The organism is Barnesiella sp. B2-R-119, from assembly GCF_023656675.1.
In the GTDB taxonomy this organism is placed as follows: Bacteria; Bacteroidota; Bacteroidia; order Bacteroidales; family Barnesiellaceae; genus Barnesiella; species Barnesiella intestinihominis.
The window spans coordinates 1-23,912 of record NZ_JAMOKL010000001.1 but is presented as its reverse complement, the minus strand read 5'-3'; the positions used below and the strand labels follow the sequence as shown (position 1 = coordinate 23,912).

The window sequence follows — 23,912 nt, the reverse complement described above, 5'->3', positions numbered from 1 at the left end:
ATATACCTTTGTTGTATGATTGGATTGGTACGCCATATTGAGTATTTATTGTTGCATAACGATGATGTTTTTATACCCGGTTTGGGCCGTTTTACAGTTCTCTGTGACGAAGCGAAGATACAATCGGGCGGTACATCGTTTCTCCCACCTGTGAGAAAAGTCGCATTTGAATCCGTTGCGACGGGAGATTCCGGGTTATTGGTTCGTTCGGTTATGCGTGCCGGTTTTATTTCTTGGGACGAGGCTGTTGAGGCTATTGCCGAAGAGGTCGAATCTGTTTATAAACACTTGGAGCAAGGTGGCGATTATGGTTTCGGGCGGTTGGGACGATTGGTCTTAGTCGATGGTAACGTGTGTTTTCAGCCACAGGAAAATAATTCTATCGAGAATCCCCGCTTCGGTTTCACCCCATTGGAAATAACTCCTCGTGAGGAAGATGTGGAAGATAGGGAGATACCGACGGTTGAAGCCGAAAAAGTTCGTGACCGTGTATATATATCGTTTCATCGTCGTACGGTGCGTGCGGCAGCAGTAGCAGCGGCAATAATTGTGTTTTTATTAATGCTTTCTAAGCCAATCAATACACCCGATACCACTGCCAATTATGCCGGATTATTGTCTGCCGAGTTATTCGGTCAGGCGGATACTACGACCGACGAAGCTGTCGTTAATGATTTTGAATCCGTTTTGGGAATCGATGAAATGCCCGATACGATTGCCGCCGGGGAAGAAAATGTTTTGGAAACCGCTGTACACGATATCGAAACAGCGAGAAATACCTACTATATTATAGTGGCTTCGCTTCCGTCAAAACAGATGGCCGAGAAGCAAATCGAGTGTTTTCACCGACAGGGCGTTTCTGCCGATTTGCAGATTTATGAGACGGCACGTAAATCACGACTCTATGTAGCATCGTTCGATGATTTTGATGAAGCTCGTCGATACCATTCTCATTTGGTACAGGAGCAGCCTCTTTTTGCGAATGCATGGATTATGAGGGCGGGAAACTAAGAGAGCCTTTGGGTTACCTCGGGAGAAAAATCTTGTTTTAGTTTCGAATTACCGGATAAGAATGCTTAGTAAAAATCAAATTAAACGCATACAATCGTTAGCTCGAAAGAAAGGACGGAGAGAGGAGGGCTGTTTTATTGCCGAAGGTAATAAACTCGTGGAAGACACACTGTCGGTTTTCGAGTGTGATTTGATATTGGCTACTCCGTCTTGGATTGTTTCGCACGCTCACAAATCGTTGCCTAAGATACAGGAAGTCGATGAACAAGAGATGTCGAAAGTCTCTCAGCTTGTTACGCCGCCCGATGTTTTGGCTGTATATCGCATACCCGAATATCATTTAAATATCGAGACTCTGAAAAAGGAGTTGGTGTTGGCTTTGGATACGGTGCAAGATCCCGGCAATTTGGGTACTATCGTTCGCTTGGCCGATTGGTTCGGTATTCGCCATATCGTTTGTTCTCCCGATACCGCCGATCTTTATAACCCTAAGGTTGTGCAAGCCACTATGGGGGCATTAGCTCGGGTAAAAGTTTATTATAGGTCGTTACCCGATTTTCTCTCTCAGGTGGATTCGTCGGTCGTGTATGGTACATTTCTCGATGGGGAGGATATTTATCATACCTCTTTGACGAAATCGGGGGTAATTGTGATGGGGAACGAGGGAAATGGTATATCGGCCAAATTGGAACCTTATATTGGGAAACGGCTGTATATTCCTAATTATCCGGTCGGGCAGCCTACTTCCGAGTCGCTCAATGTGGCGGTTGCAGCAGCGATTACATGTGCTGAGTTTCGTAGGAGGCAAATAGTATAAATAGTATGGCAAAGACAAAATCGGTTTACTTTTGCAATAACTGTGGGGCAGAGTCGCCCAAGTGGATAGGACGTTGTCCCGTTTGCGGCGAGTGGAATACCTATGTGGAAGAGGTCGTGAGCACGAAATCCGCGGCCGGTGGTCGGGGCGAGTTCGGCACGATGGAACAGAGTAAAGTACGTCCGCAACGGATAGACGATATTCAGATTACGGAAGAGTCGCGAATCGATTTGGGAAACGGCGAATTGAACCGAGTATTGGGTGGTGGTCTTGTGCGGGGATCATTGGTGCTGATAGGCGGTGAGCCCGGTATCGGTAAATCGACGTTGATTTTACAAACCGTACTTGCTCTAAAAGGACAGAAGATATTATATGTATCGGGGGAGGAAAGCGCAAGGCAATTGAAATTGAGAGCCGAGCGAATAGGAGGGAACGCACCCGACTGTTATATCGTGTGCGAGACATCGCTCGAAGATATATTCGTGCATATTCGTAATGTTGCTCCCGATATTGTAGTTATCGACTCCATACAGACGATTGCTACCAGTGCGATGGAGTCTTCACCGGGTAGTGTGGGACAGGTGAGGGAATGCGCCGCCTCGTTACTCAAATTTGCGAAACAGACCAATACGCCGGTTCTTCTCGTAGGCCACATTAACAAAGAAGGCAGCATTGCCGGGCCGAAGGTGTTGGAGCATATTGTCGATACAGTATTGCAGTTCGAGGGGGATAGACACTATCTATACCGTATTCTCCGCTCGATAAAAAATCGGTTCGGAAGCACTTCTGAATTGGGTATTTACGAGATGAGGCAAAACGGGTTACGTGAGGTGAGCAACCCGTCGGAAATGTTGTTGACTCAAAATCACGAAGGTTTGAGCGGTGTTGCCATTGCTGTCACGATAGAGGGCATACGCCCTTTCCTCATTGAGACACAGGCGTTGGTCAGTACGGCTGCTTACGGTACGCCGCAACGATCGGCGACAGGATTCGACCTGCGGCGCATGAATATGTTACTTGCCGTTTTGGAAAAGAGGGTCGGGTTCAAATTAGCACAAAAAGATGTTTTCCTCAATATAGCCGGAGGCATAAAAGTCAATGACCCCGCGATGGATTTGGCCGTAATCAGTGCGATACTTTCTTCCAATATGGATATGGCGATTGAGGCAGGAACCTGTATGACCGGCGAGGTTGGGCTTTCGGGAGAGATACGCCCGGTCAATCGGATAGAACAACGCATTCTAGAAGCCGAAAAATTAGGTTTTAAACGTATGCTCATACCGCAAAATAATCTGAAAGGCTTCGATACTTCCCGATTGGCGATAGAATTAGTTGCCGTCCGTAAAGTCGAGGAGGCCTTCCGGCAACTGTTCGGATAAATAAGGATATAGAGGTTATGATTCGAGAATTGCAGTTAAGAATTCTGCCCGAACAAGCAGCTTCGGAACAAAGCATAGCAGCATATGTGGCTCGGGAGCAGAGTATGGATATACGGTCGATAAAGTCTGTGAGGGTATTGAAACGCTCGATAGATGCCCGTCAGCGTACGGTCATGGTGAATTTGAAAGTGCGGGTATACATCGACGAATTCCCGCAAGATGACGAGTTCCCCCGTATCGAGTATGGCGATGTTTCGAGTAAGCCTCGGGCGATTGTCGTGGGGGCAGGGCCAGCGGGGCTTTTTGCGGCATTGCGTCTGATTGAGTTAGGTATTTGTCCGGTCGTTGTCGAACGAGGAAAAAACGTGCATGACCGTCGCAAGGATATAGCTCTTATCAGTCGGGAACAGAGAGTCGACCCGGAGTCGAATTATAGTTTTGGAGAGGGGGGAGCCGGAGCGTTTTCCGACGGTAAACTCTATACTCGCAGCAAGAAGCGGGGAAGTGTCGAGCGTATTCTTCAAATTTTTTGTCAGCACGGGGCATCGGTTTCAATCCTTTCTGATGCTCACCCTCACATCGGGACCGACAAGTTGCCGAGGGTAATCGAGCGCATGCGGAATCGTATTATCGAATCGGGTGGTGCGGTACATTTCGAGACCCGAATGGAGCGTTTGATTATCGATGGCGATGAGGTGTGTGGAATCGTTACAGCCGATGGTCGTGAATTTACCGGCCCTGTTATTTTGGCAACGGGGCATTCGGCTCGCGATGTTTATTATATGTTGCACGAGAACGGGGTGGAGTTGGAATCCAAAGGTATTGCCGTAGGTGTGAGATTGGAACACCCGCAACAGTTGATAGATTCCATTCAATACCACAATCCCGAAGGTCGGGGGAAATATCTTCCGGCTGCCGAATATAGCTTTGTCACGCAGGTGAAAGGGCGAGGTGTCTATTCGTTCTGCATGTGCCCCGGCGGATTTGTAGTCCCGGCAGCCAGTGGTCCCGAACAAATTGTTGTAAACGGTATGTCCCCGTCGAATAGGGGTTCGGTATGGGCCAATTCGGGTATGGTTGTGGAGTTGCAGCCGGAGGATTTCGGAGCCCGGTTTTCTATGTTTGGAGTTTTGGCGGGGATAAAATTTCAGGAGGATCTCGAACGGCAGTGCTATTTGAACGGGAACTGCAAACAGACGGCTCCTGCCCAACGCATGACCGATTTTGTCAATCGTCGCAATTCGTTCGATTTGCCTCGCTCCTCTTATTCACCGGGACTCATCGCTTCGCCGTTGCATTTCTGGTTACCCGATTTTATCGCCGCCCGGTTGCAGGAAGGATTCAAATATTTTGGGAAAGTATCTCATGGATTCCTCACCCGGGAAGCCGTGATGATAGGGGTGGAAACTCGCACCTCTTCTCCTGTACGAATACCACGTGATAGAGAGTCGATGACTCATATTCGTTTGCGGGGATTTTACCCATGCGGCGAGGGAGCTGGTTATGCGGGAGGAATTGTTTCGGCTGCTATCGATGGGGAACGTTGTGCCGAAGCTCTGGCTATGCAAATTAAACAATCGTCGTCTTTCGATCGTTCTGTTTAAAACGAATATATGAGGCTGATTTATCTTTTTCATAGCGGGTTTTTGATCGAAGCCGAGGATTTTTCAATCATATTCGATTATTATCGAGGAGGTGAAAATATCATAGAGAAGGCTTTGCGTAGGCGGCAGCCTATGTATGTTTTGGTATCCCACGAACATCGCGACCATTATAATCCCGAAATACTGACTTGGAAAAATTTGAAAAACAATATACATTATATTTTCCCTTGCGAAATGTCCTCGTTGGACGAGCTTTCGGGGTTGCCGAATATCGTGTATCTCGATCGAGGAGAAAGTTATGAAGATGACCGATTACGGGTGAATGCATTCGGCTCCACCGATATGGGGGTGTCCTATTTGGTAACGGCCGAGGGTAAAACAATTTTTCATGCTGGGGATTTAAACAATTGGCATTGGCGTGACGAGTCTACCGAAGAAGAGGTGCGGGAAGCTGAAACTGCTTATTTATCGGAATTGTATTATATGAAGCGGACTATTAAGTCTATCGATGTGGCGATGTTTCCGGTCGATGCCCGATTGGGAAAGGATTATATGAGAGGTGCAGAGCAGTTTGTCGGGGAATTTAATGTAGGTATGTTTGTCCCTATGCACTTTTATCCGGCAGTGTGTAAAGCCGAATCCTTTGCTCCGATAGCGAAGCGATACGGTACAGAATTTGTTTTATTAAGTAGTACGGGAGATTCAGTAATTATATAATAAATGCTTATAAATCATGGAGGTAAAAGCAAAATTCGACCATTTTAATGTGAATGTGACAGATTTAAATCGCAGTATAGAATTTTATTCGAAGGCATTAGGTTTTACCGAAGCTCGTAGAAAAGAGGCTGCCGATGGTTCTTTTGTATTGGTGTATCTTACCGATGGAGTTTCTCCGTTTTTGTTGGAACTCACTTGGCTGAGAGACCATAAAGATGCATACGAGTTAGGCGAAAACGAAAGTCACTTGTGTGTGCGGGTATCGGGCGATTATAATAAAGTGAGAGCCTATCATAAAGAAATGGGATGCGTATGCTTTGAGAATGAAGTTATGGGACTCTATTTTATTCACGATCCGGACGACTATTGGATTGAGATACTTCCAGCCAAAGAGGGTATTGCTTTATAAATAGTGAAAAGCTGCATTTCTTGACGTAAGGATGCAGCTTTTTTTTAATTGAGTTGATAGAATGGCAAAAAGATTTTACCTTTGTAACATTCCATTACATAAGATGGTATGGAAATTTGTTCGATTGGATAAATAGCTTAGATGAATCGGGTAATTGATTTTCATTGAAGTTAGTTTGTCAAGACCATGAATTTACATAAGAGTTTGGTATGATCACATTTTGCATTGCTTTGTTGCTGTTAGTTGCCGGATACTTCGTTTACGGTGCTTTGGTTGAAAAAGTTTTTGGGGTTAATCCGGGGAGGCAGACACCTGCCTATACCTCGACAGACGGTATCGATTATATTCCTATGCCGACATGGAAAGTTTTTCTCATACAATTTTTGAATATAGCTGGGTTGGGGCCTATTTTCGGAGCCATTATGGGTATCCTTTACGGGCCTTCGGCCTATTTGTGGATTGTGTTCGGGACTATATTCGGTGGTGCTGTGCATGATTATCTGTCGGGTATGCTTTCGGTTCGTCGGAATGGGGCTAGCCTGCCCGAGTTGGTCGGCGATGAACTGGGGTCGGTAGTTAAGCAAGTCATGCGGATTTTCTCTCTGCTTTTAATGATATTTGTAGGGGCTGTGTTTGTCGTAAATCCGGCTAATCTACTCGATTTACTTACGGGGGAAAATACGACCACGGCCATGTGGATTGCTATTATATTCGGGTATTATATATTGGCTACGTTGCTTCCTATCGATAAACTGATAGGGCGGCTTTATCCTTTATTTGGATTTGCTTTGCTGTTTATGGCGATCGGGATTATGATATCTTTGTTTTTGCGTCCAGACAGTTTACCGGAATTTCACGAAGCGATAGGTTATACACGACCGGACTCTGATGTAAATCCCATATTTCCTATGATGTTTATTTCGATAGCTTGTGGTGCTATTTCTGGTTTTCATGCTACACAATCTCCGATGATGGCTCGTTGTCTGAAAAATGAAAAAATGGGACGTCGGGTATTCTATGGGGCAATGGTTGTCGAGGGTATCGTCGCTTTAATTTGGGCGGCTGCGGCGATTGCCTTTTTCAATGGGTCATTCGATGCACTTTCTGAGTTCTTGAAAGGGAAAACTCCGGCTATTTTAGTCAATGATATATCGGTGGGCTGGTTAGGAACTTTCGGTGGAATTTTGGCTATGCTCGGTGTCATTGCGGCGCCGATAACCTCGGGCGATACTGCGCTCCGGTCGGCGCGTTTGATTGCTGCCGATTTTTTGCATATTCCTCAAAAGAAAATCCGAAATAGACTATTGGTTTCTATTCCGATTTTTATTCTTGCATGGCTCGTGATGATGATCGATTTCGAAGTGCTTTGGCGCTATTTTGCATGGTGTAATCAAACTTTGGCTGTGTTTACATTGTGGGCATTGACTGTTTGGTTGGCTAAGGAACATAAATGTTATTGGCTCACTTTGATTCCGGCGCTGTTTATGACGATGGTGACGGTTACTTACATATTTTTTGCTCAGGAAGGGTTTCGATTGTCCTATTCGGTTTCGCTGGGCATAGCCGTCTTCGTTACGTTGTTATTGTCATTTTTGTTTATCCGGTTTCTCCGTACTCTATCGAAGAGGGGGGCTATAAAGAAATAATCGATTAGTGTCGTTATGAATAATTTGACTAACTATCATTCTCATTGCGATTTTTGTGATGGGCATGCCCCTATGGAACTTTTTGTACGGGAGGCTGTGAAAGAAGGGTTTTCTTCATACGGTGTTTCCTCTCATGCTCCATTTCCTGTACAGAATGGTTGTAATATGCAAAAAGAGAAAATGACGGCCTATTTGGAAGAATTTCGTCGTTTGAAGCAACTGTATTCCTCCGAGATAGATTTATATATAGGTCTTGAAATAGATTTCTTAGACGATTCGTTCAATCCTTCTATCGACTATTTTCAATCCCTTCCTCTCGATTATCGTATCGGGTCTGTACACTATATCGTTGCGCCCGACGGTACGCCTGTCGATACAGATGGATCACCGGAACGATTTCGGAACTATGTGGATACGTATTTCGATGGAGATGTTAAAGAGGTAGTTCACCAATTTTATCGTAGTTCCTTTCGTATGATCGAGCTGGGGGGCTTCGACTTTTTGGGACATTTGGATAAGATAGGGTTGAATGCCTCTCTCTATTGTCCGGGATTGGATCGTGAATCGTGGTATAAAAAATGGGTGACAGACTATCTTGAAGAAGTCGCTTCTCGAAATTTATTGGTCGAAGTCAATACGAAGGCTTGGGAGACTCGTGGACGTTTTTATCCGAATTATGATTATTTCGAGTTGATGAATGATTTGGGAATTCGGGTAGTCGTTAATTCGGATGCCCATTATCCCGAGAAAATAAATGCCGGCCGGATAGAGGCTTTGTGCGCTTTGGCACAAGCCGGGTACACCAATGTCTGGCAATTTTGTAAAGGTAATTGGGTCGACGTTCCTATTGAGGATTAAATCCCGTTCGCTCCCTTTCTGTAATAATGTAATTGTTTCTTTCTTAGTTACAGCTTTTTTTGTATCTTCGTGCCGATTTTTACGCAAAGATTATTTAAGAAATATATGGGCAAGAAATTCACCGAATATTCTCGTTTCGACCTCTCGGAAATCAATAAGGAGGTTTTGAATCAATGGGATAAGCAAGATCTTTTTCACCAAAGTTTGGAAACGCGCGAAGGGTGTCCTTCATTCGTATTTTACGAAGGTCCGCCTTCGGCCAATGGTATGCCGGGCATTCACCATGTGATGGCTCGTTCCATTAAAGATATATTCTGCCGGTACAAAACCATGAAGGGATTTCATGTGAAGCGTAAAGCCGGGTGGGATACCCATGGATTGCCCGTTGAACTTGGGGTTGAAAAGGCTTTGGGTATCACCAAAGAAGACATCGGTAAAACCATTTCTGTGGCCGATTATAATGCGACTTGTCGTAAAGACGTAATGAAATTTACCCGCGAATGGGAAGACTTGACACACCGTATGGGGTATTGGGTAGATATGAAGAACCCCTATATCACGTATGACAATCGTTATATCGAGACTTTGTGGTGGCTGCTCAAACAGTTGTATAATAAAAATTATCTTTATAAAGGATATACTATTCAACCTTATTCTCCGGCAGCAGGTACGGGATTGAGTTCACATGAGTTGAACCAACCCGGTTGTTATCGCGATGTTAAGGACACGACTTGTATAGCGCAATTCAAGGTTAAGAATCCGCGTACGGAAATGACCGCTTTCGGAGAACCCTATTTCTTGGCATGGACCACTACTCCGTGGACGTTGCCTTCCAATACGGCTCTTTGCGTAGGCCCGAATATCGATTACAATCTTGTACAGAGCTATAATCCTTATACCGGTGTACCCATTAGTGTAATAGTGGCGAAAGTTCTCGTGCGGACTCTATTCAATCCGAAAGCCGAGGGGCTTTCGTTGGAAGATTACAAGCCCGGTGACAAACTCATTCCGTGGAAAGTCGTTGCAGAATATAAAGGTAACGATTTGGCCGGAATGGAGTATGAACAACTGTTGCCGTGGGTAAATCCGGGAGAAGGAGCTTTCCGGGTTATTACCGGTGATTTCGTGACAACCGAAGAAGGTACAACCGGTATCGTGCATATTGCGCCCACATTCGGTGCAGACGACGATCGTGTAGCTAAGGCCAACGGTATTCCTCCTTTGATGATGCTCGATAAAGACGGCAATCGCCGTCCTATGGTCGATATGACCGGTAAATTCTATCTGATAGAAGACCTCGATCCTGATTTCGTTAAGCAGAACATAGATGTGGAGGCTTATAGCGAATATGCCGGCCGTTATGTGAAAAATGCTTATGATGCCGCACTTACTGCCGATGATGCCACGCTCGATATCGATATTTGCGTTTTGTTGAAGCAAACAAACAAAGTATTTAAAATCGAGAAACACGTGCATAGTTATCCGCACTGTTGGCGTACCGATAAGCCTGTGCTTTATTATCCGCTCGATAGTTGGTTCATTCGTACGACGGCTTGCCGTGATCGCATGATAGAACTCAACAACACGATAAATTGGAAACCGCAGTCTACTGGGTCGGGACGTTTCGGGAAGTGGCTCGAAAATTTGCAAGATTGGAATCTTTCCCGTAGTCGTTATTGGGGAACTCCGTTACCTATTTGGCGTACCGAAGACGGGAGTGAAGAGATTTGTATTGGTTCGGTCGAAGAATTGTATAATGAGATAGAGAAATCTATTACTGCCGGATTGATGAATGAGAATCCTTATAAGAAACAGGGTTTTGTTCCCGGCGAATATACGGCTGAAAATTACGATAAGATAGATTTACATCGCCCGTATGTAGATGGTATCGTGTTGGTTTCCCCTTCGGGAAAACCCATGAAAAGAGAGAGCGACCTCATCGATGTTTGGTTCGATTCGGGTGCTATGCCTTATGCGCAGATACACTATCCTTTCGAGAATAAAGAAGTATTTGACAAGCGGGAAGTATATCCTGCCGATTTTATCGCCGAAGGTGTAGACCAAACGAGAGGGTGGTTCTTCACGTTGCATGCCATCGCCTCGATGGTTTTCTATAGCGTGGCCTATAAAGCAGTTGTTTCGAACGGACTTGTTTTGGATAAGAACGGAAACAAGATGTCCAAACGATTGGGTAACGCTGTCGATCCGTTCAGTACAATCGAAAAGTATGGTTCCGATCCGTTACGTTGGTATATGATTACCAATTCTTCGCCGTGGGATAATCTCAAATTCGATTTGGAAGGTGTGGAGGAAGTTCGTCGCAAGTTCTTTGGAACGTTGTATAACACCTATTCTTTCTTCGCTTTGTATGCCAATGTAGACGGTTTCACATTCAGTGAACCCGAGGTTCCGATGGAAAAACGGCCTGAAATAGACCGTTGGATTATCTCTCTTTTGAACTCTTTGATTAAAGAAGTCGACGAACAGTTTGCCGCTTACGAACCTACTCGTGCAGGGCGGGCTATATCGGATTTTGTAAATGACAATCTCAGTAACTGGTATGTTCGGTTGAATCGTAAACGTTTCTGGGGCGGAACGATGACGGAAGATAAATTGTCGGCATATCAAACGCTTTATACTTGCCTCGAAACAGTTGCCAAGCTCATGGCTCCTATTGCGCCTTTCTATGCCGATCGGCTCTATACAGACCTTACTGCGGCAACCGGACGAGATACTCGATCGGTACATTTGGTCGATTTCCCGGTAAGTTGCAACGATTATATCGATTTGGCTCTCGAAGAGCGTATGCAGATTGCTCAGACTATGACTTCGATGGTATTGGCTTTACGTCGTAAAGTGAATATCAAAGTACGTCAGCCGCTCACGACCTTGATGATTCCGGTATTGAATAAAGAGCAACAGGATCATATCGAAGCCGTGAAAGATTTGATTCTGAGTGAGGTGAATGTGAAAGAAATGAACTTTGTCGATAATGCGGCAGGTATATTGGTAAAACGGGTCAAACCCGATTTCAAAAAGCTTGGTCCGCGTTATGGAAAGATTATGAAACAGTTGGCAGCTACGATAGCTTCTATGTCGCAACCGGATATTATCGAATTTGAGAAGAACGGAACTTTTACTTTCGAGATAGATGGGCAACAGGCTACTATCGAAGCGAGCGATGTAGAAATTATCTCCGAGGATATTCCAGGGTGGTTGGTTGCTAACGAAGGTAATCTTACGGTAGCTCTCGACATTACGGTGACCGACGAATTGCGTCGCGAAGGTATTGCCCGCGAGCTGGTGAACCGTATACAGAATATTCGTAAAACTTCGGGCTTCGATATTACGGATAAAATCGATGTATATATCGCTTCGAACGGGGAGACCGATTTGGTTGTGGAGGAATATCGCGACTATATGTCTCGACAGGTCTTGGCCAATACGTTTGAGATATTGGGAACTCTTTCTGGAGAGGCAGTCACCGAGCTGGACTTCGATACGTTTAAGGTGAATATCAGAATTGTTAAATCCTTGAAATAATGGAGGTCCATAGGGATATTTCTGTTATATTTGACCGGATATAGAACAATTTCCGTTTGTGGTCGGTTCTTTGAATAATTGAATGTGGAATTTTAAGTAGCAATAATTATGAGTGAAAAAACACGTTATTCCGATGCTGAACTTGAAGAATTTCGGCAGATTATTAATGAAAAGCTCGAAAAAGCATATCGTGATTATGATTTGTTGAAAGCCTCGATTATGAATACCGATGGCAACGATGTTACCGATACGTCGCCTACATTTAAGGTGTTGGAAGAAGGTGCTAGCACTCTCTCCAAAGAAGAGGCAGGACAGTTGGCGCAACGGCAGATGAAGTTTATTCAGCACTTGCAGGCTGCGCTTGTACGCATAGAAAATAAAACATACGGGATTTGTCGGGAGACCGGTAAGCTGATTCCGAAAGAGAGACTTCGTGCTGTTCCTCATGCAACTTTGGGAATTGACGCGAAGGAAGATGGAAAAAGAAAATAGTTTGCCGATATCCATATCAATCTGTTCTTTGTGGAAACAGGTAAAGAGGATTGGCAGTTTTTATGAAACTTGTTGAAAAGTGATATTAAAATTCGACCTTCGGGGGCTGTTCTTTGGGTAGAAAGCACGAAGGTCGAATCTTTTTGAGATAGGATAAAAGTGAGAATCTTTTTATTTTGGATATGAAGAAATTAACCAAAGGGCAGGTCGCTCTTATTACGATTGTTCTTGTACTCATTGTCGACCAAGCCGTGAAGATATGGGTGAAAACTCACATGTATATCGGTGAATCTATACGAGTGACCGATTGGTTTTATATAGCGTTTATCGAAAATAACGGTATGGCTTTCGGTATGGAATTGGGAAGTAAGTTGTTCTTGTCTCTGTTCCGTATTGTTGCCGTTGTTTTTCTGTCGTGGTGGATGCTGAAAATTAAGAATCGTCCCCAAGTCGCTACGGGATTCATCGTTTGCTTGGCTTTGATTATAGCGGGAGCTGCGGGAAATATTGTAGACTGCCTGTTCTATGGATTGATGTTTAACGATCCTGTCCCCCCTTTGGTCGCTTCTTTTGTGCCGGGAGACGGGTATGCCGGGCTATTCTATGGGCGAGTTGTGGATATGCTCTATTTCCCTCTGTTCAGTTTTTATTGGCCCGATTGGATACCGTGGATAGGAGGTGAGCGGTTCAAGTTTTTCCGTCCGGTATTCAATATTGCCGATTCGGCGATTTCGGTCGGAGTGGTTTGTATGATTCTCTTTTATCATCGTTATCTCTCTTCCGAAAATAAACAAGTTGAGAAATCCGAATAGCTTTATGAGAAATCCGATATGGATCATATGGTTGGTTTTATGTTTGTCGGCATGTGGCAGCCGTACTCCGGATTATGTCATTAATGAGAAAGATATGGAGGATTTGTTAGTCGATATACACAAATCCGAAGCTGTCATAGAATCGAACTATAATATCTATAACAACAATGCCGATAAGAAAAAGATAAGAGAAGCCGTATTTTTGCGTCATGGAGTCACTCGGGAACAGTTCGACACGACTCTTGTATGGTATGGGCATCATATTGAAACCTATATGAAAATATACGATCGTGTGGTGGAACGATTGAAAGCCGAAAATGAGGAGGCCAAAAAACTGTTAGCGGAAGAAAATTCCCAAACGATGTCGCAGCCGGGCGATAGTGTAGATGTATGGAAACAAAGGCGGAGCCATATCTTCGACTCCCGGTTATCTACCAATTTGTTAGCGTTCGATATCGCTCCCGATGAAAACTTCCGTACTCGCGATTATTTCGAGTTGAAATTTAAAGTCGTCATGCTTCCTAAATTAAGCGTGAACCCGCAAGTATATATGGCCGTACGTCATACCGATAATGGGGTGGCATACAACAGAATCGATATAGATAAGGGAGGGTGGTTCTCTTTGCCGTTACAATCCGATTCTGCTACGGCGTTGTCCCGTCTTTACGGATATATCGTTCTTCCGGAGCAATCGGTTCGGGAGAAGGTATATATCGATAGTTTGATGTTGATTCGTAAGCACTATAACGATCGTATTCTCGATGTGAATAATCAGGTGTATATGCCAGAGCAGTCGGTCGTAAGTGGCGAATCTAAGAAAGCCGTTGCAAAACGGGTTACCAAATTAAAAAAGTTAGGTTCATAAGAGAAGATCATTGGATTATGAAGAAAGGATTCTTTTCGCATCAGTTGTGTTATAGGCGGTCGTTGCTCAATAAACACATTCTCTATCTCACTTTCGACAATAAAGTTGATAATATATTGCCGTTTCAGCGAGAAGTATCCTTGACTACCTTTTGTGAAGGTGTGTTGTTTGTCGTGTCGCCCGGTTTCGAACAGGAAAAAGAGGAGTTCTGTCGCATATTGCGGGAACAGCTCTCCGGCAATCCTTTGCTCACGGTAGGAGAGGCTATTATTCATAATCCCATCTATCTTCGTAATATGGCCGACGACATCGCCCCTTGCAGTCTGTATACTGTCACATCGATAAATTGGGCGACAGCTCGGTTAAGAGACGACGAACTCACGTTGGTGAAAGTACTCTGAACAGACTCTTGTTTTATCAGCATGATTATGTTTTAGCTGGTGAGAAAAAGTATTCAACCTTTTCCCGATTCCAATGATTATCGAAGATAGGGAAAATATCGCTTGATGTCGTTCTCGGTTTCGCCCGGTTAATACTCTAAGATATATAAAGCTCTTGGGGGAAACTCCATAATGGGGGAGAACTCGATCTGTCGGTGTGTAATAATATCATGGGCGGATTGTACTTCCGATAAAATCTCGTTATAACGGCTCATGTCGACCGTCAGTGGAGAGTCGTTCCCGTTCATGATAACCAACACATTTTTCCCTTCGTAGCTGCGGCGATATACATACAATCCGTTGTTCGGCATGAAGTGCATCATCTCCCCGTGTGACAGACAGGGATTGTTTTGTCTCCATTTCAAGAGAGTCCTGCAAAAGTCGAAGGCTTCGTTTTGCAGGGGAGTGCGGTCTTGGGATAAGAAATCGTTAATCGTATCGCCCGGAAATCCTCCCGGAAAATCGAGGCGGACCAATCCGTCGGTCTTTTGCTTGCTCCCGTGCATTAGAATTTCTGTCCCGTAATAGATTTGGGGAATTCCACGGGTTGTCAATAGGAATGCGATGGCTTGTTTGTAAAAGCCCAAGTGGGAGGGTTCGGACAACAGAAAACGATCGGTGTCGTGGTTGTCGAGGAAGTTAAGTACATTCATTGGGTCGGCAAACATGAAGTCGAGTGCAAGGTGGTCGTAGATCAGATTCAGCCCGCCCCAACTGTCGGTTTGCGAAGTAAACGCATCACGGGTTATACCTTGTAGCGGAAAATCCATAACGCTTTTCAAGTGGGAGTTACGTGACGTATCCAAAATGCTGTTCCGTTGCCAATAGGCCGAACCGGCTTCGGTTCCGTACCAGCATTCTCCCACGATGTTGAAATTAGGGTATTCCCGGTTGATGGCGGCACACCATTCGGACATGGAATCGAAAAACACATACGGGTGAGTATCCATACGTATGCCGTCGATTCCCGAAAATTCTATCCACCAGATACTATTCTGAGTCAGATATTTCATTAAATGCGGATTGTGCTGGTTCAAGTCTGGCATGCTCTCTACGAACCAACCTTCTACGGTCATGCTTTTGTCATATTCCGATACGTAAGGATCGAAGTGGGGAGTAAGACGGTAGGACGTTTGTCGATAACCGTCGGGGAAGTTGAACCAATCGTGCGATGGTCGGTCCAAGAACCAGATATGTTGGTCTCCGCAATGGTTGAATATCATATCCATGACGACTTTCATACCCCGGTTATGGCATTCGGTTATCAAATCCCGGTAATACATGTTTGTCCCGAACCGAGGATCGACCCGATAATAATCGGTTGTTGCATATCCATGATACGACCCTCCGGGCATATCGTTTTCGAGAACCGGATTCAGCCAAATGGCCGTTACGCCCAAGTCTTCGATATAGTCCAAGTGCTCGGCGATACCTTTTAAGTCCCCTCCATGCCGGGCATCGGGATTGTTCCGATTTACGGGTGAAGGAAATCGCATGGACGGAATGACGTTTGTAGACGGGTCGCCATCGGCGAAACGGTCTGGCATAATCAGATAAAGTACGTCCGTTGCGTCGAATCCTTTCCGGTTTTTTCCCTGTATGGTTCTTGCATTGAGTGCGTATGGGATATTTTGTTTCTCTCGTTTTCGGCTCAGTTGAATATCGAAATTGCCGGGTTGGGTCTCAGGGGCGATACTCAGATAAAGGAATAAATAATTTTTACTGTCCAGACTGACAGCTTTTGTTAAGGTTACGCCCGGGTAATCTATCTTAATTTTACAGTCGGCGATATTTTTCCCGTATAACATGATTTGTAGCTCTCGGTCTTGCATTCCGGTCCACCAGAATGGAGGGTCGATTCGTTCTATATCTATCTTTGCATAACTTGTGCTTAGGGTGCAGAATAGCAGGAATGATAGGAATATCTTTTTCATACGTATGGCATTTATGGGTTTTTCTGTTGGAGAAACAATTATATGCAAGACTTGGTTCGTAGGCAACTTCATTATAATAGAGAAAGGGAGGAGATAATCTTTATCTCCTCCCTTTCTCTATTATGTTCGCATTATTCGAAATCTTAAATGACTCCTTGTGCCATCATGGCTTTGGCTACTTTCATGAAACCTGCGATGTTGGCTCCTTTCATATAGTTGATGTATCCGTCCGCTTCGGTTCCGTATTTTACACATTGAGTGTGAATGTCGCTCATGATTTGGTGCAGACGTTGGTCAACTTCTTCGGCGCTCCATGAAATGTGCATGGCGTTCTGTGTCATTTCCAATCCCGAAGTGGCTACGCCGCCCGCATTGACAGCCTTGCCCGGTCCGTACATGATACGATGTTTGATAAATAAATCGATAGCTTCGGGGCGACAACCCATATTGGAGATTTCACCCACACAGATAACGCCGTTTTCAATAAGCCTCTTGGCATCCTCTTCGTCGAGTTCGTTTTGTGTAGCACAAGGAAGAGCGATGTCGACTTTTTGTTCCCAGGGGCGTTTTCCGGGGAAGAATTGTACTCCGTATTTTTCGGCATAAGGTGCGACTATATCTTCGCCCGATGCGCGTAGTTCGAGCATATAATCTATCTTTTCACCTGAAATACCGTCTGGATCATATACATAACCGTCAGGTCCCGAAATGGTGACTACTTTCGCTCCTAATTGTGTAGCTTTTGATGCCGCACCCCATGCTACGTTGCCGAATCCGCTGATGGCGATTCTCTTTCCGGCGATGTCTATTCCTTTGGTTGCCAGCATTTGTTTTACGAAGTAAAGTCCACCGTAGCCGGTTGCTTCGGGACGAACAAGGGAACCTCCGAATTCGAGACCTTTTCCGGTAAACGTTCCGGTGTGCTCATGCGTCAGTTTTTTATACATACCGAACATGTAGCCGACCTCACGGCCTCCTACGCCTATATCGCCCGCAGGCACGTCGGTGTCGGGGCCTAAATGACGCCACAATTCCAACATGAATGCTTGGCAGAATCTCATGATTTCGGCATCTGATTTACCACGAGGGCTGAAATCCGAACCACCTTTTCCACCACCCATAGGTAGAGTGGTCAGTGCATTTTTGAATGTTTGTTCGAATCCGAGGAATTTCAATATGGAAAGATTTACCGATGCATGGAATCTTATTCCTCCTTTGTACGGGCCTATGGCATTGTTGAATTGTACCCGGTATCCTAAGTTTACTTGTATTTCGCCGTTATCATCTACCCAGGGCACTTTGAAGGTGATGATTCTGTCGGGTTCGACAAGCCTTTCTATCAATTTGGCTTTTTCGAATTCGGGGTGTTGGTTATAAACTTCCTCTATGGAAAGTAACACCTCGTGTACCGCTTGTAAATACTCCGACTCACCGGGGTGCTTTGCCGCCAATGATGTCATGATGTGCTCGATGTTCATAGTCGCGATATTATTAAGTTAAATTCTTGGTTGGGCATCTCTTTGGAAGATGCTCGTTTCTCTTATCGCAAATGTACATATTTATATGGATAAAAAAATTTTTTTTACTACTTTTGAACAATAAAATCGCAAAAAATAAAATGGCAATTTGAAAGCCGGAATCGACACAAAAATAATGAATCGACCGAATATTAACCAATTATATCTGAAAGATACCTCTTTTGCTAACTTAATGCAAAAAAGAGTGTTCAATGTCTTACTTGTTGCGAGCCGATATGATGCTTTTATCATGGAAGAAGACGGGCGGGTGGAGGAACAAATTTACTTCGAATATGTTTCTCTGAATCTGAGTTCGCCTCCTCGGGTGAAACAGGTAACGACCAATGAGGAAGCCTTCGAGGAATTGGCTTTGAAACGTTATGACTTGATTATAACTATGCCCGGAGTCGATTGTTCCGAGACCTTTACGCAGGCAAAGGCGATGAAACGTCTTTACCCTTATATCCCTATTGTCGTTCTGACCCCTTTTTCTCACGAAGTTTCAAGGCGTATAGCAAAGGAAGATTTGAGTGGGGTGGACTACGTGTTCAGTTGGTTGGGTAATGTCGATTTGTTAGTGGCTATTATTAAGCTGATCGAAGATAAAATGAATGCCGAAGTCGATATTACTTCGGTAGGTGTGCAACTCATTCTATTGGTAGAAGACTCTATCCGGTTCTATTCTTCCATTTTGCCTAATTTGTATAATTTTGTGTTGAAGCAATCCCAAATATTTTCGACCGAAGCCTTGAATGATCACGAGCGAATGCTGCGTATGCGGGGGCGTCCCAAAGTAATGTTGGCACGAACTTATGAGGAAGCTATGCAGATATATGAAAAATATTCGGGAAACATGCTAGGTATCGTATCCGATGTTTCGTTCGTTAGGGCAGGCGAAAAAGATAAAAAAGCAGGAATAAAATTTTGCACCTATGTGCGTTCTTGCGATCCTTACTTGCCTCTTATTATCGAGTCTTCCGAACGCGAAAATCAAAAAGAAGCCATTAAGCTCAACGCTTCATTCTTGGATAAAAATTCTAAGAAATTGCCGGTCGATTTGAGAAAAACGATATTGAAAAATTTCGGCTTCGGTGATTTTACATTCATCAATCCTAATACGGGAGAGCCTATCGTGACAATAAAAAATCTAAAAGATTTACAAGACAATATAGATATTATTCCCGACGACTCTCTTTATTATCATGCCTCTCGTAATCACATATCCCGATGGCTCTATTCGCGTGCTATTTTTCCTATGGCCGAAGCCTTGCAGCCTCGACAAATTACCGATTTGAGTGAGATATCTGAGATTCGTAAACTCATTTTCGACGCTATTGTGCAGTATAGAAAAATGAAGAATAGGGGAGTAGTTGCCATTTTCAAGCGTGACCGTTTTGACAAATACTCCAATTTTGCTCGTATCGGTAATGGTTCTTTGGGGGGGAAAGGACGAGGCTTGGCGTTTATCGACGCCATGATAAAAAGAAATCCGACTTTCGATAATATCGAAGGCGTGAATGTGACCGTTCCCAAAACGGTAGTTTTGTGTACCGATATATTCGATACCTTTATGGAGAGTAATAATCTCTATCAAATAGCTCTTTCCGATATTTCCGATGAAGAAATTTTGGAGCATTTTCTTAAAGCGAAGCTCCCCGAAGAATTAAAGCCCGATTTTTTGGCATTTTTCGATGTGGTGGGTAAGCCCATTGCCGTTCGTTCGTCGAGTCTGTTGGAAGATTCCCACTATCAACCTTTCGCCGGTATCTATTCTACCTATATGATACCCTCGTTGGACGATAAGAACGAGATGCTCCGCTTACTGTTAGATGCTATAAAAGCTGTTTATGCCTCGGTTTTTTACGCCGATAGTAAAGCCTATATGACAGCTACGTCGAATGTTATCGATCAAGAAAAGATGGCGATTATATTGCAGGAAGTGGTAGGTACGCAATACAACGATCGTTATTATCCGTCATTTGCAGGAGTAGGGCGTTCGATAAACTATTATCCTATTAATGACGAAAAGGCCGAAGATGGAGTTGTCGATTTGGCCATTGGGTTAGGAAAATATATTGTCGATGGAGGACGCAGTTTACGATTCTCTCCACGGCATCCCAATAAAGTATTGCAAACCAGTACACTCGATTTGGCGTTGAGAGATACACAAACACGATTCTATGCGTTGGATATGAATAGAGGTGAAAAACCTTTCTCTATTGACGATGGCTTCAATTTGTTGAAACTCTCCGTTCGTGATGCCGAGAAAGACAATTCCCTTCGTTTGATGGTTTCTACTTACGATCCTGTCGATCAGATGATCCGGGACGGTTATTATGATGGGGGGCGCAAAGTCGTTACGTTTGCCAATATCTTGCAACATGAAGCCTTTCCGTTAGCCTCTATTCTCGATTCTATGCTTACCATTGGCAGTCGTGAAATGGGACGGCCGGTAGAAATAGAGTTTGCGGGAAATCTTGTAGGGCCGGGTAATACTCCCGGTACGGTCTATTGGTTGCAGATAAGGCCTATTGTCGATATGAAGGAAATGCTTAGCGACGAAGTAATGGATTTACCCGACGAAAGAACCATTCTTAAAAGCAATACGGCGTTGGGACACGGCGTGATGGATAATGTATCTCATATTGTCTATGTAAAATCATCGAGTTTTAAGTCCTCAAATAATGTAAATATAGCACGTGAAATAGAGAAAATAAATCGTACCTTTACCGAGCGGGAAGAAAACTATATTTTGGTAGGGCCCGGGCGATGGGGGTCGAGTGACTCTTCACTGGGAATTCCGGTTAAATGGCCGCATATATCATCAGCCCGTCTCATTGTAGAGTCCGCACTTGATAATTATAGGATAGAACCAAGTCAGGGAACGCATTTCTTTCAGAATTTGACTTCGTTTGGTGTTGGCTATTTTACGGTAAATACATTTGCAGGCGATGGCTATTACGATGAAAGTTATCTGAATGAGCTCCCTGCTGTGTACGAATCGGAATCTTTGAGAATTGTTAAATTTGATGCTCCTGTATTGATAGAGATAAACGGACGCAAAGGGAAAGGTCTGGTGACAAAGCCCGGAGTGGAACAAATTGAAAATAAATAAGGTAGAAAATTATGTCTATATTTAGAAAAACGATGAAAGCGTTGGGGTTTTCTGGCGAAGATGATGAATTCGAGGCTCAACCTTATACTGCTGAAAATATTACGAATGCATGTATTCGGGAAAAAGAGCGACAGGATAATGAGAGTGACGTTACTCCGTCTGCTTCGAGAGTTGGAGAAGACAAAGAGGAGGAACTGCAACTCCCCGATACGCTGCTCGATACATTGTTAGAATTATTGAACAAATCGCTTCCCGATTATATATTGGCCGCACTGGATAAGGAAGCGGAGAAAAAATATCTCTTCGATCGATTAGATAAACCGTTTAAAGAATTTATCTGTGCGGTAAATGAGCGTGCCCGTGAATCCGTTTCACGGAAATGGAAAACAGAACACCTCAATTTAACGAAAGAAATGGAAGAGGCACGGGTAAAAATGAAAGAATTGGAAGAGCAGCGTAATACTATGCAAAGTGCTCAATTAAGCGCCGAACGACAGAAACGGGCGGTGGCGGAAAAAGTGCATGAGCTGGAAGCTCGTATCGCTGCGTTAGAAGCCGAAAAAGAGCAGTTTGAACTGGAAAATAAAAGTTTGGTGAATAAATTGAAAGTCTCTAATGTCCATCAAGAAGAATTGGAGGCAGCTTCTGCCGAAATTGAGAGGTTAAGAGCCGAACTTAAAACACAGAAAGAAAATATATCCGATGTAGAGCAACTTCGCATGGATTTACAGCAGGCTCGCAAAGAACTATCACAGGCAAAAGATAAAGAGACCGAGATTGCAAGTCAGTTGGAAGCAGCTCGACAAGACTTAATGCAACGAGAAGATAAAAATTCACAACTCTTAAAGCAGATAAAAGAGCTTGAAATTCAGCTATCCGAAGCACAGAATGGGTTGAAGGTAGTAGATGAAGTCGAAATTAAATTGCAACAGTTTGAGCAGATAAAAGCATCGAAAGATGAAAAAATAGCACAACTCTTAGACAACTTGCAATCCGTGGAGGAAGAAAACAAACAACTACAAGCTCGACTGAATGATCTGATAGAACAAAAAGAAAAATTAGAACAGGCTGTGACACAGGGAAATGTCGGTAATAAAAACGAAATTGAGTCGCTGAAAAGCGATTTAGAAAATGCCAATGCAATGGTAGCCGCATTGCGAAATCAACGACAAGAACTATTAGCACAGATAGAGAATTTGAAATTTGTGAAAAACACGAATGAAAAACAAGAGCCGGAAACCGTTACGCCAGTCGAAGAGAAACAAGACACATCGTCCGTAATTAGTTTTGAAGTTCGTCAGGACGAAAGTGAAACAAAAAGCAATGTAAAAACTTCGGTAGAGGAATCGAAGGAAGTTACGGAGAATCCCCCTAAGAGTGTTGATACAAACACAGGGGAAGACGATTTTCCGGGTCTCGATTCATTCGATGATAACTGGTTAATTCCTACCAGACCCGATACACCCGAGATGATTGCAAAACGGAAAGAAGAGGAGAAAAAGAAGCGTGAAGCCGAAGAACAGGCTGCTGTGGAGCAAAAGAAAGCGCAGCAAGTTGATTCCTCTCAAATGTCTCTTTGGTAAAATAAATGTAATGTATGGAAAGAGTCCCGTTTAGAGAATGGGACTCTTTTTTTTAGAAGCTGTTTTAAATTTATCCGAGACAGATTGAGCCCTATGTTGAAGCAGATTGGAGTTCGAGATATGCAGTCAATAGCGGGCTATTGACAAAAATCAAGGGATTCAAGATGCGAGACAGGGGCTCAATATGGCCGGAACATACCTGCTTGCAATGATAATATTATTTCTCAATAAATTTAAAACAGCTTCTTATTAGGAGGAAAGAAAAAAAACTCGATAAAAATGATAGGAGGAATAGATTACGTTCGACTTTGTCTTCGTTACCGAGGGCATCATATCTTCTCCCCTGTGCCGGGGAATAGTATGGGGAAGAAACCCAAGAAACGATAGTTTCTGAGGAGAAGAGTTGTAATATACAAGGACAATCCCCACAAATTATCGACCGAACTAGCTTTTAGGTGTAGCTCACTTAAATAGTATTGGGATTTTTTTTGGAAAAAATGTTTAAGTATAAATGGTTGAAGTACAGTCTATTGTAAGAAAGTTATGTTATACAGCATAAAAAACATTGAAAAAAATTTGGAATGTAATAGAGAAAGGCAGTATCTTTGCAGCACTTTCGCAAAACGGGGAGGCCACGAGGCCGCCGTTGGAGAGAGAAGTTCATTGAGGAAATTGAAGAAGCAAGTGTAGTACAGGAAATAAGAGAGAAAGAAGTCAATTCGGTCAGGTGACGCTTCGAAGGTATAATAAAGAAAAAGAAAAGATACAACGAAGAGTTTGATCCTGGCTCAGGATGAACGCTAGCGACAGGCCTAACACATGCAAGTCGAGGGGCAGCGGAGAGGTAGCAATACCTTTGCCGGCGACCGGCGCACGGGTGAGTAACACGTATGCAATCCACCTGTAACAGGGGGATAACCCGGAGAAATCCGGACTAATACCCCATAATATGGGCTCTCCGCATGGAGGGTCCATTAAAGAGAGCAATTTTGGTTACAGACGAGCATGCGCTCCATTAGCCAGTTGGCGGGGTAACGGCCCACCAAAGCGACGATGGATAGGGGTTCTGAGAGGAAGGTCCCCCACATTGGAACTGAGACACGGTCCAAACTCCTACGGGAGGCAGCAGTGAGGAATATTGGTCAATGGTCGGCAGACTGAACCAGCCAA

At 44.0% G+C, this 23,912-nt stretch carries 17 protein-coding genes and 1 rRNA gene; 16 read left to right on the top strand and 2 right to left on the bottom strand.

Annotated elements, in window-relative coordinates; genetic code table 11:
* Nucleotides 1–15: 15 nt before the first annotated feature.
* The 13 genes from NBH06_RS00090 (at nucleotide 16) to NBH06_RS00030 (ending at nucleotide 14,554) form a co-directional block, all read left to right on the top strand.
* Nucleotides 16–1,011, top strand: coding sequence for an HU domain-containing protein (locus NBH06_RS00090; RefSeq protein ID WP_250792122.1), 996 nt, complete (start codon nucleotides 16–18; stop codon nucleotides 1,009–1,011).
* Nucleotides 1,012–1,072: 61 nt separating this feature from the next.
* On the top strand, nucleotides 1,073–1,828 hold the full coding sequence (locus NBH06_RS00085) for a TrmH family RNA methyltransferase (RefSeq protein WP_250792120.1): 756 nt from the start codon (nucleotides 1,073–1,075) through the stop codon (nucleotides 1,826–1,828).
* A 5-nt stretch (nucleotides 1,829–1,833) separates the two neighbouring features.
* Nucleotides 1,834–3,207, top strand: coding sequence for a DNA repair protein RadA (radA, locus tag NBH06_RS00080; RefSeq protein ID WP_250792118.1), 1,374 nt, complete (start codon nucleotides 1,834–1,836; stop codon nucleotides 3,205–3,207).
* Between the two features lie 17 nt (nucleotides 3,208–3,224).
* Nucleotides 3,225–4,811, top strand: a complete 1,587-nt coding sequence (locus NBH06_RS00075) for an NAD(P)/FAD-dependent oxidoreductase (RefSeq protein WP_250792116.1) — start codon at nucleotides 3,225–3,227, stop codon at nucleotides 4,809–4,811.
* A gap of 9 nt (nucleotides 4,812–4,820) precedes the next feature.
* Nucleotides 4,821–5,528 carry an MBL fold metallo-hydrolase gene (locus tag NBH06_RS00070; protein WP_250792114.1) on the top strand — a complete coding sequence of 236 codons (708 nt, stop codon included), beginning with the start codon at nucleotides 4,821–4,823 and terminating at the stop codon, nucleotides 5,526–5,528.
* Between the two features lie 16 nt (nucleotides 5,529–5,544).
* On the top strand, nucleotides 5,545–5,937 hold the full coding sequence (locus tag NBH06_RS00065; protein WP_008860652.1) for a VOC family protein: 393 nt from the start codon (nucleotides 5,545–5,547) through the stop codon (nucleotides 5,935–5,937).
* 209 nt (nucleotides 5,938–6,146) lie between these two features.
* A complete protein-coding gene (locus tag NBH06_RS00060; RefSeq protein WP_250792112.1) occupies nucleotides 6,147–7,583 on the top strand; it encodes a carbon starvation CstA family protein in 1,437 nt (478 codons plus the stop codon).
* A gap of 15 nt (nucleotides 7,584–7,598) precedes the next feature.
* The gene (locus tag NBH06_RS00055; RefSeq protein WP_250792111.1) at nucleotides 7,599–8,441 is read left to right on the top strand and encodes a histidinol-phosphatase; all 843 of its coding nucleotides are present in this window, start codon (nucleotides 7,599–7,601) and stop codon (nucleotides 8,439–8,441) included.
* Nucleotides 8,442–8,546: 105 nt separating this feature from the next.
* Nucleotides 8,547–11,984 carry an isoleucine--tRNA ligase gene (gene ileS, locus NBH06_RS00050; RefSeq protein WP_250792109.1) on the top strand — a complete coding sequence of 1,146 codons (3,438 nt, stop codon included), beginning with the start codon at nucleotides 8,547–8,549 and terminating at the stop codon, nucleotides 11,982–11,984.
* A 108-nt stretch (nucleotides 11,985–12,092) separates the two neighbouring features.
* Nucleotides 12,093–12,476 carry a TraR/DksA family transcriptional regulator gene (locus tag NBH06_RS00045; RefSeq protein ID WP_008860648.1) on the top strand — a complete coding sequence of 128 codons (384 nt, stop codon included), beginning with the start codon at nucleotides 12,093–12,095 and terminating at the stop codon, nucleotides 12,474–12,476.
* A gap of 182 nt (nucleotides 12,477–12,658) precedes the next feature.
* Complete coding sequence (locus NBH06_RS00040) at nucleotides 12,659–13,288, top strand: lipoprotein signal peptidase (RefSeq protein WP_250792107.1); 630 nt, start codon at nucleotides 12,659–12,661, stop codon at nucleotides 13,286–13,288.
* A gap of 4 nt (nucleotides 13,289–13,292) precedes the next feature.
* Nucleotides 13,293–14,153, top strand: coding sequence for a DUF4296 domain-containing protein (locus NBH06_RS00035; protein ID WP_250792105.1), 861 nt, complete (start codon nucleotides 13,293–13,295; stop codon nucleotides 14,151–14,153).
* 17 nt (nucleotides 14,154–14,170) lie between these two features.
* Nucleotides 14,171–14,554 (top strand): hypothetical protein, encoded by a 384-nt coding sequence (locus NBH06_RS00030; protein ID WP_021892258.1) that lies wholly within the window; start codon nucleotides 14,171–14,173, stop codon nucleotides 14,552–14,554.
* Nucleotides 14,555–14,682: 128 nt separating this feature from the next.
* Here the strand turns inward: NBH06_RS00030 and NBH06_RS00025 are convergent, their stop codons facing one another.
* Together NBH06_RS00025 and gdhA are read right to left on the bottom strand one after the other, a co-directional pair.
* On the bottom strand, nucleotides 14,683–16,527 hold the full coding sequence (locus NBH06_RS00025; RefSeq protein WP_250792104.1) for a glycoside hydrolase family 13 protein: 1,845 nt from the start codon (nucleotides 16,525–16,527) through the stop codon (nucleotides 14,683–14,685).
* Nucleotides 16,528–16,670: 143 nt separating this feature from the next.
* Nucleotides 16,671–18,005, bottom strand: a complete 1,335-nt coding sequence (gene gdhA, locus NBH06_RS00020) for an NADP-specific glutamate dehydrogenase (RefSeq protein ID WP_046412598.1) — start codon at nucleotides 18,003–18,005, stop codon at nucleotides 16,671–16,673.
* 172 nt (nucleotides 18,006–18,177) lie between these two features.
* On the opposite strand from gdhA, the gene NBH06_RS00015 reads away from it, so the two are divergent.
* The 3 genes from NBH06_RS00015 to NBH06_RS00005 form a co-directional block, all read left to right on the top strand.
* Nucleotides 18,178–21,159 carry a PEP/pyruvate-binding domain-containing protein gene (locus NBH06_RS00015; RefSeq protein WP_046412645.1) on the top strand — a complete coding sequence of 994 codons (2,982 nt, stop codon included), beginning with the start codon at nucleotides 18,178–18,180 and terminating at the stop codon, nucleotides 21,157–21,159.
* Nucleotides 21,160–21,170: 11 nt separating this feature from the next.
* Nucleotides 21,171–22,742 carry a coiled-coil domain-containing protein gene (locus NBH06_RS00010; RefSeq protein ID WP_021892262.1) on the top strand — a complete coding sequence of 524 codons (1,572 nt, stop codon included), beginning with the start codon at nucleotides 21,171–21,173 and terminating at the stop codon, nucleotides 22,740–22,742.
* A 765-nt stretch (nucleotides 22,743–23,507) separates the two neighbouring features.
* Nucleotides 23,508–23,912: ribosomal RNA gene (locus tag NBH06_RS00005) — 16S ribosomal RNA — on the top strand; the annotation flags it as partial.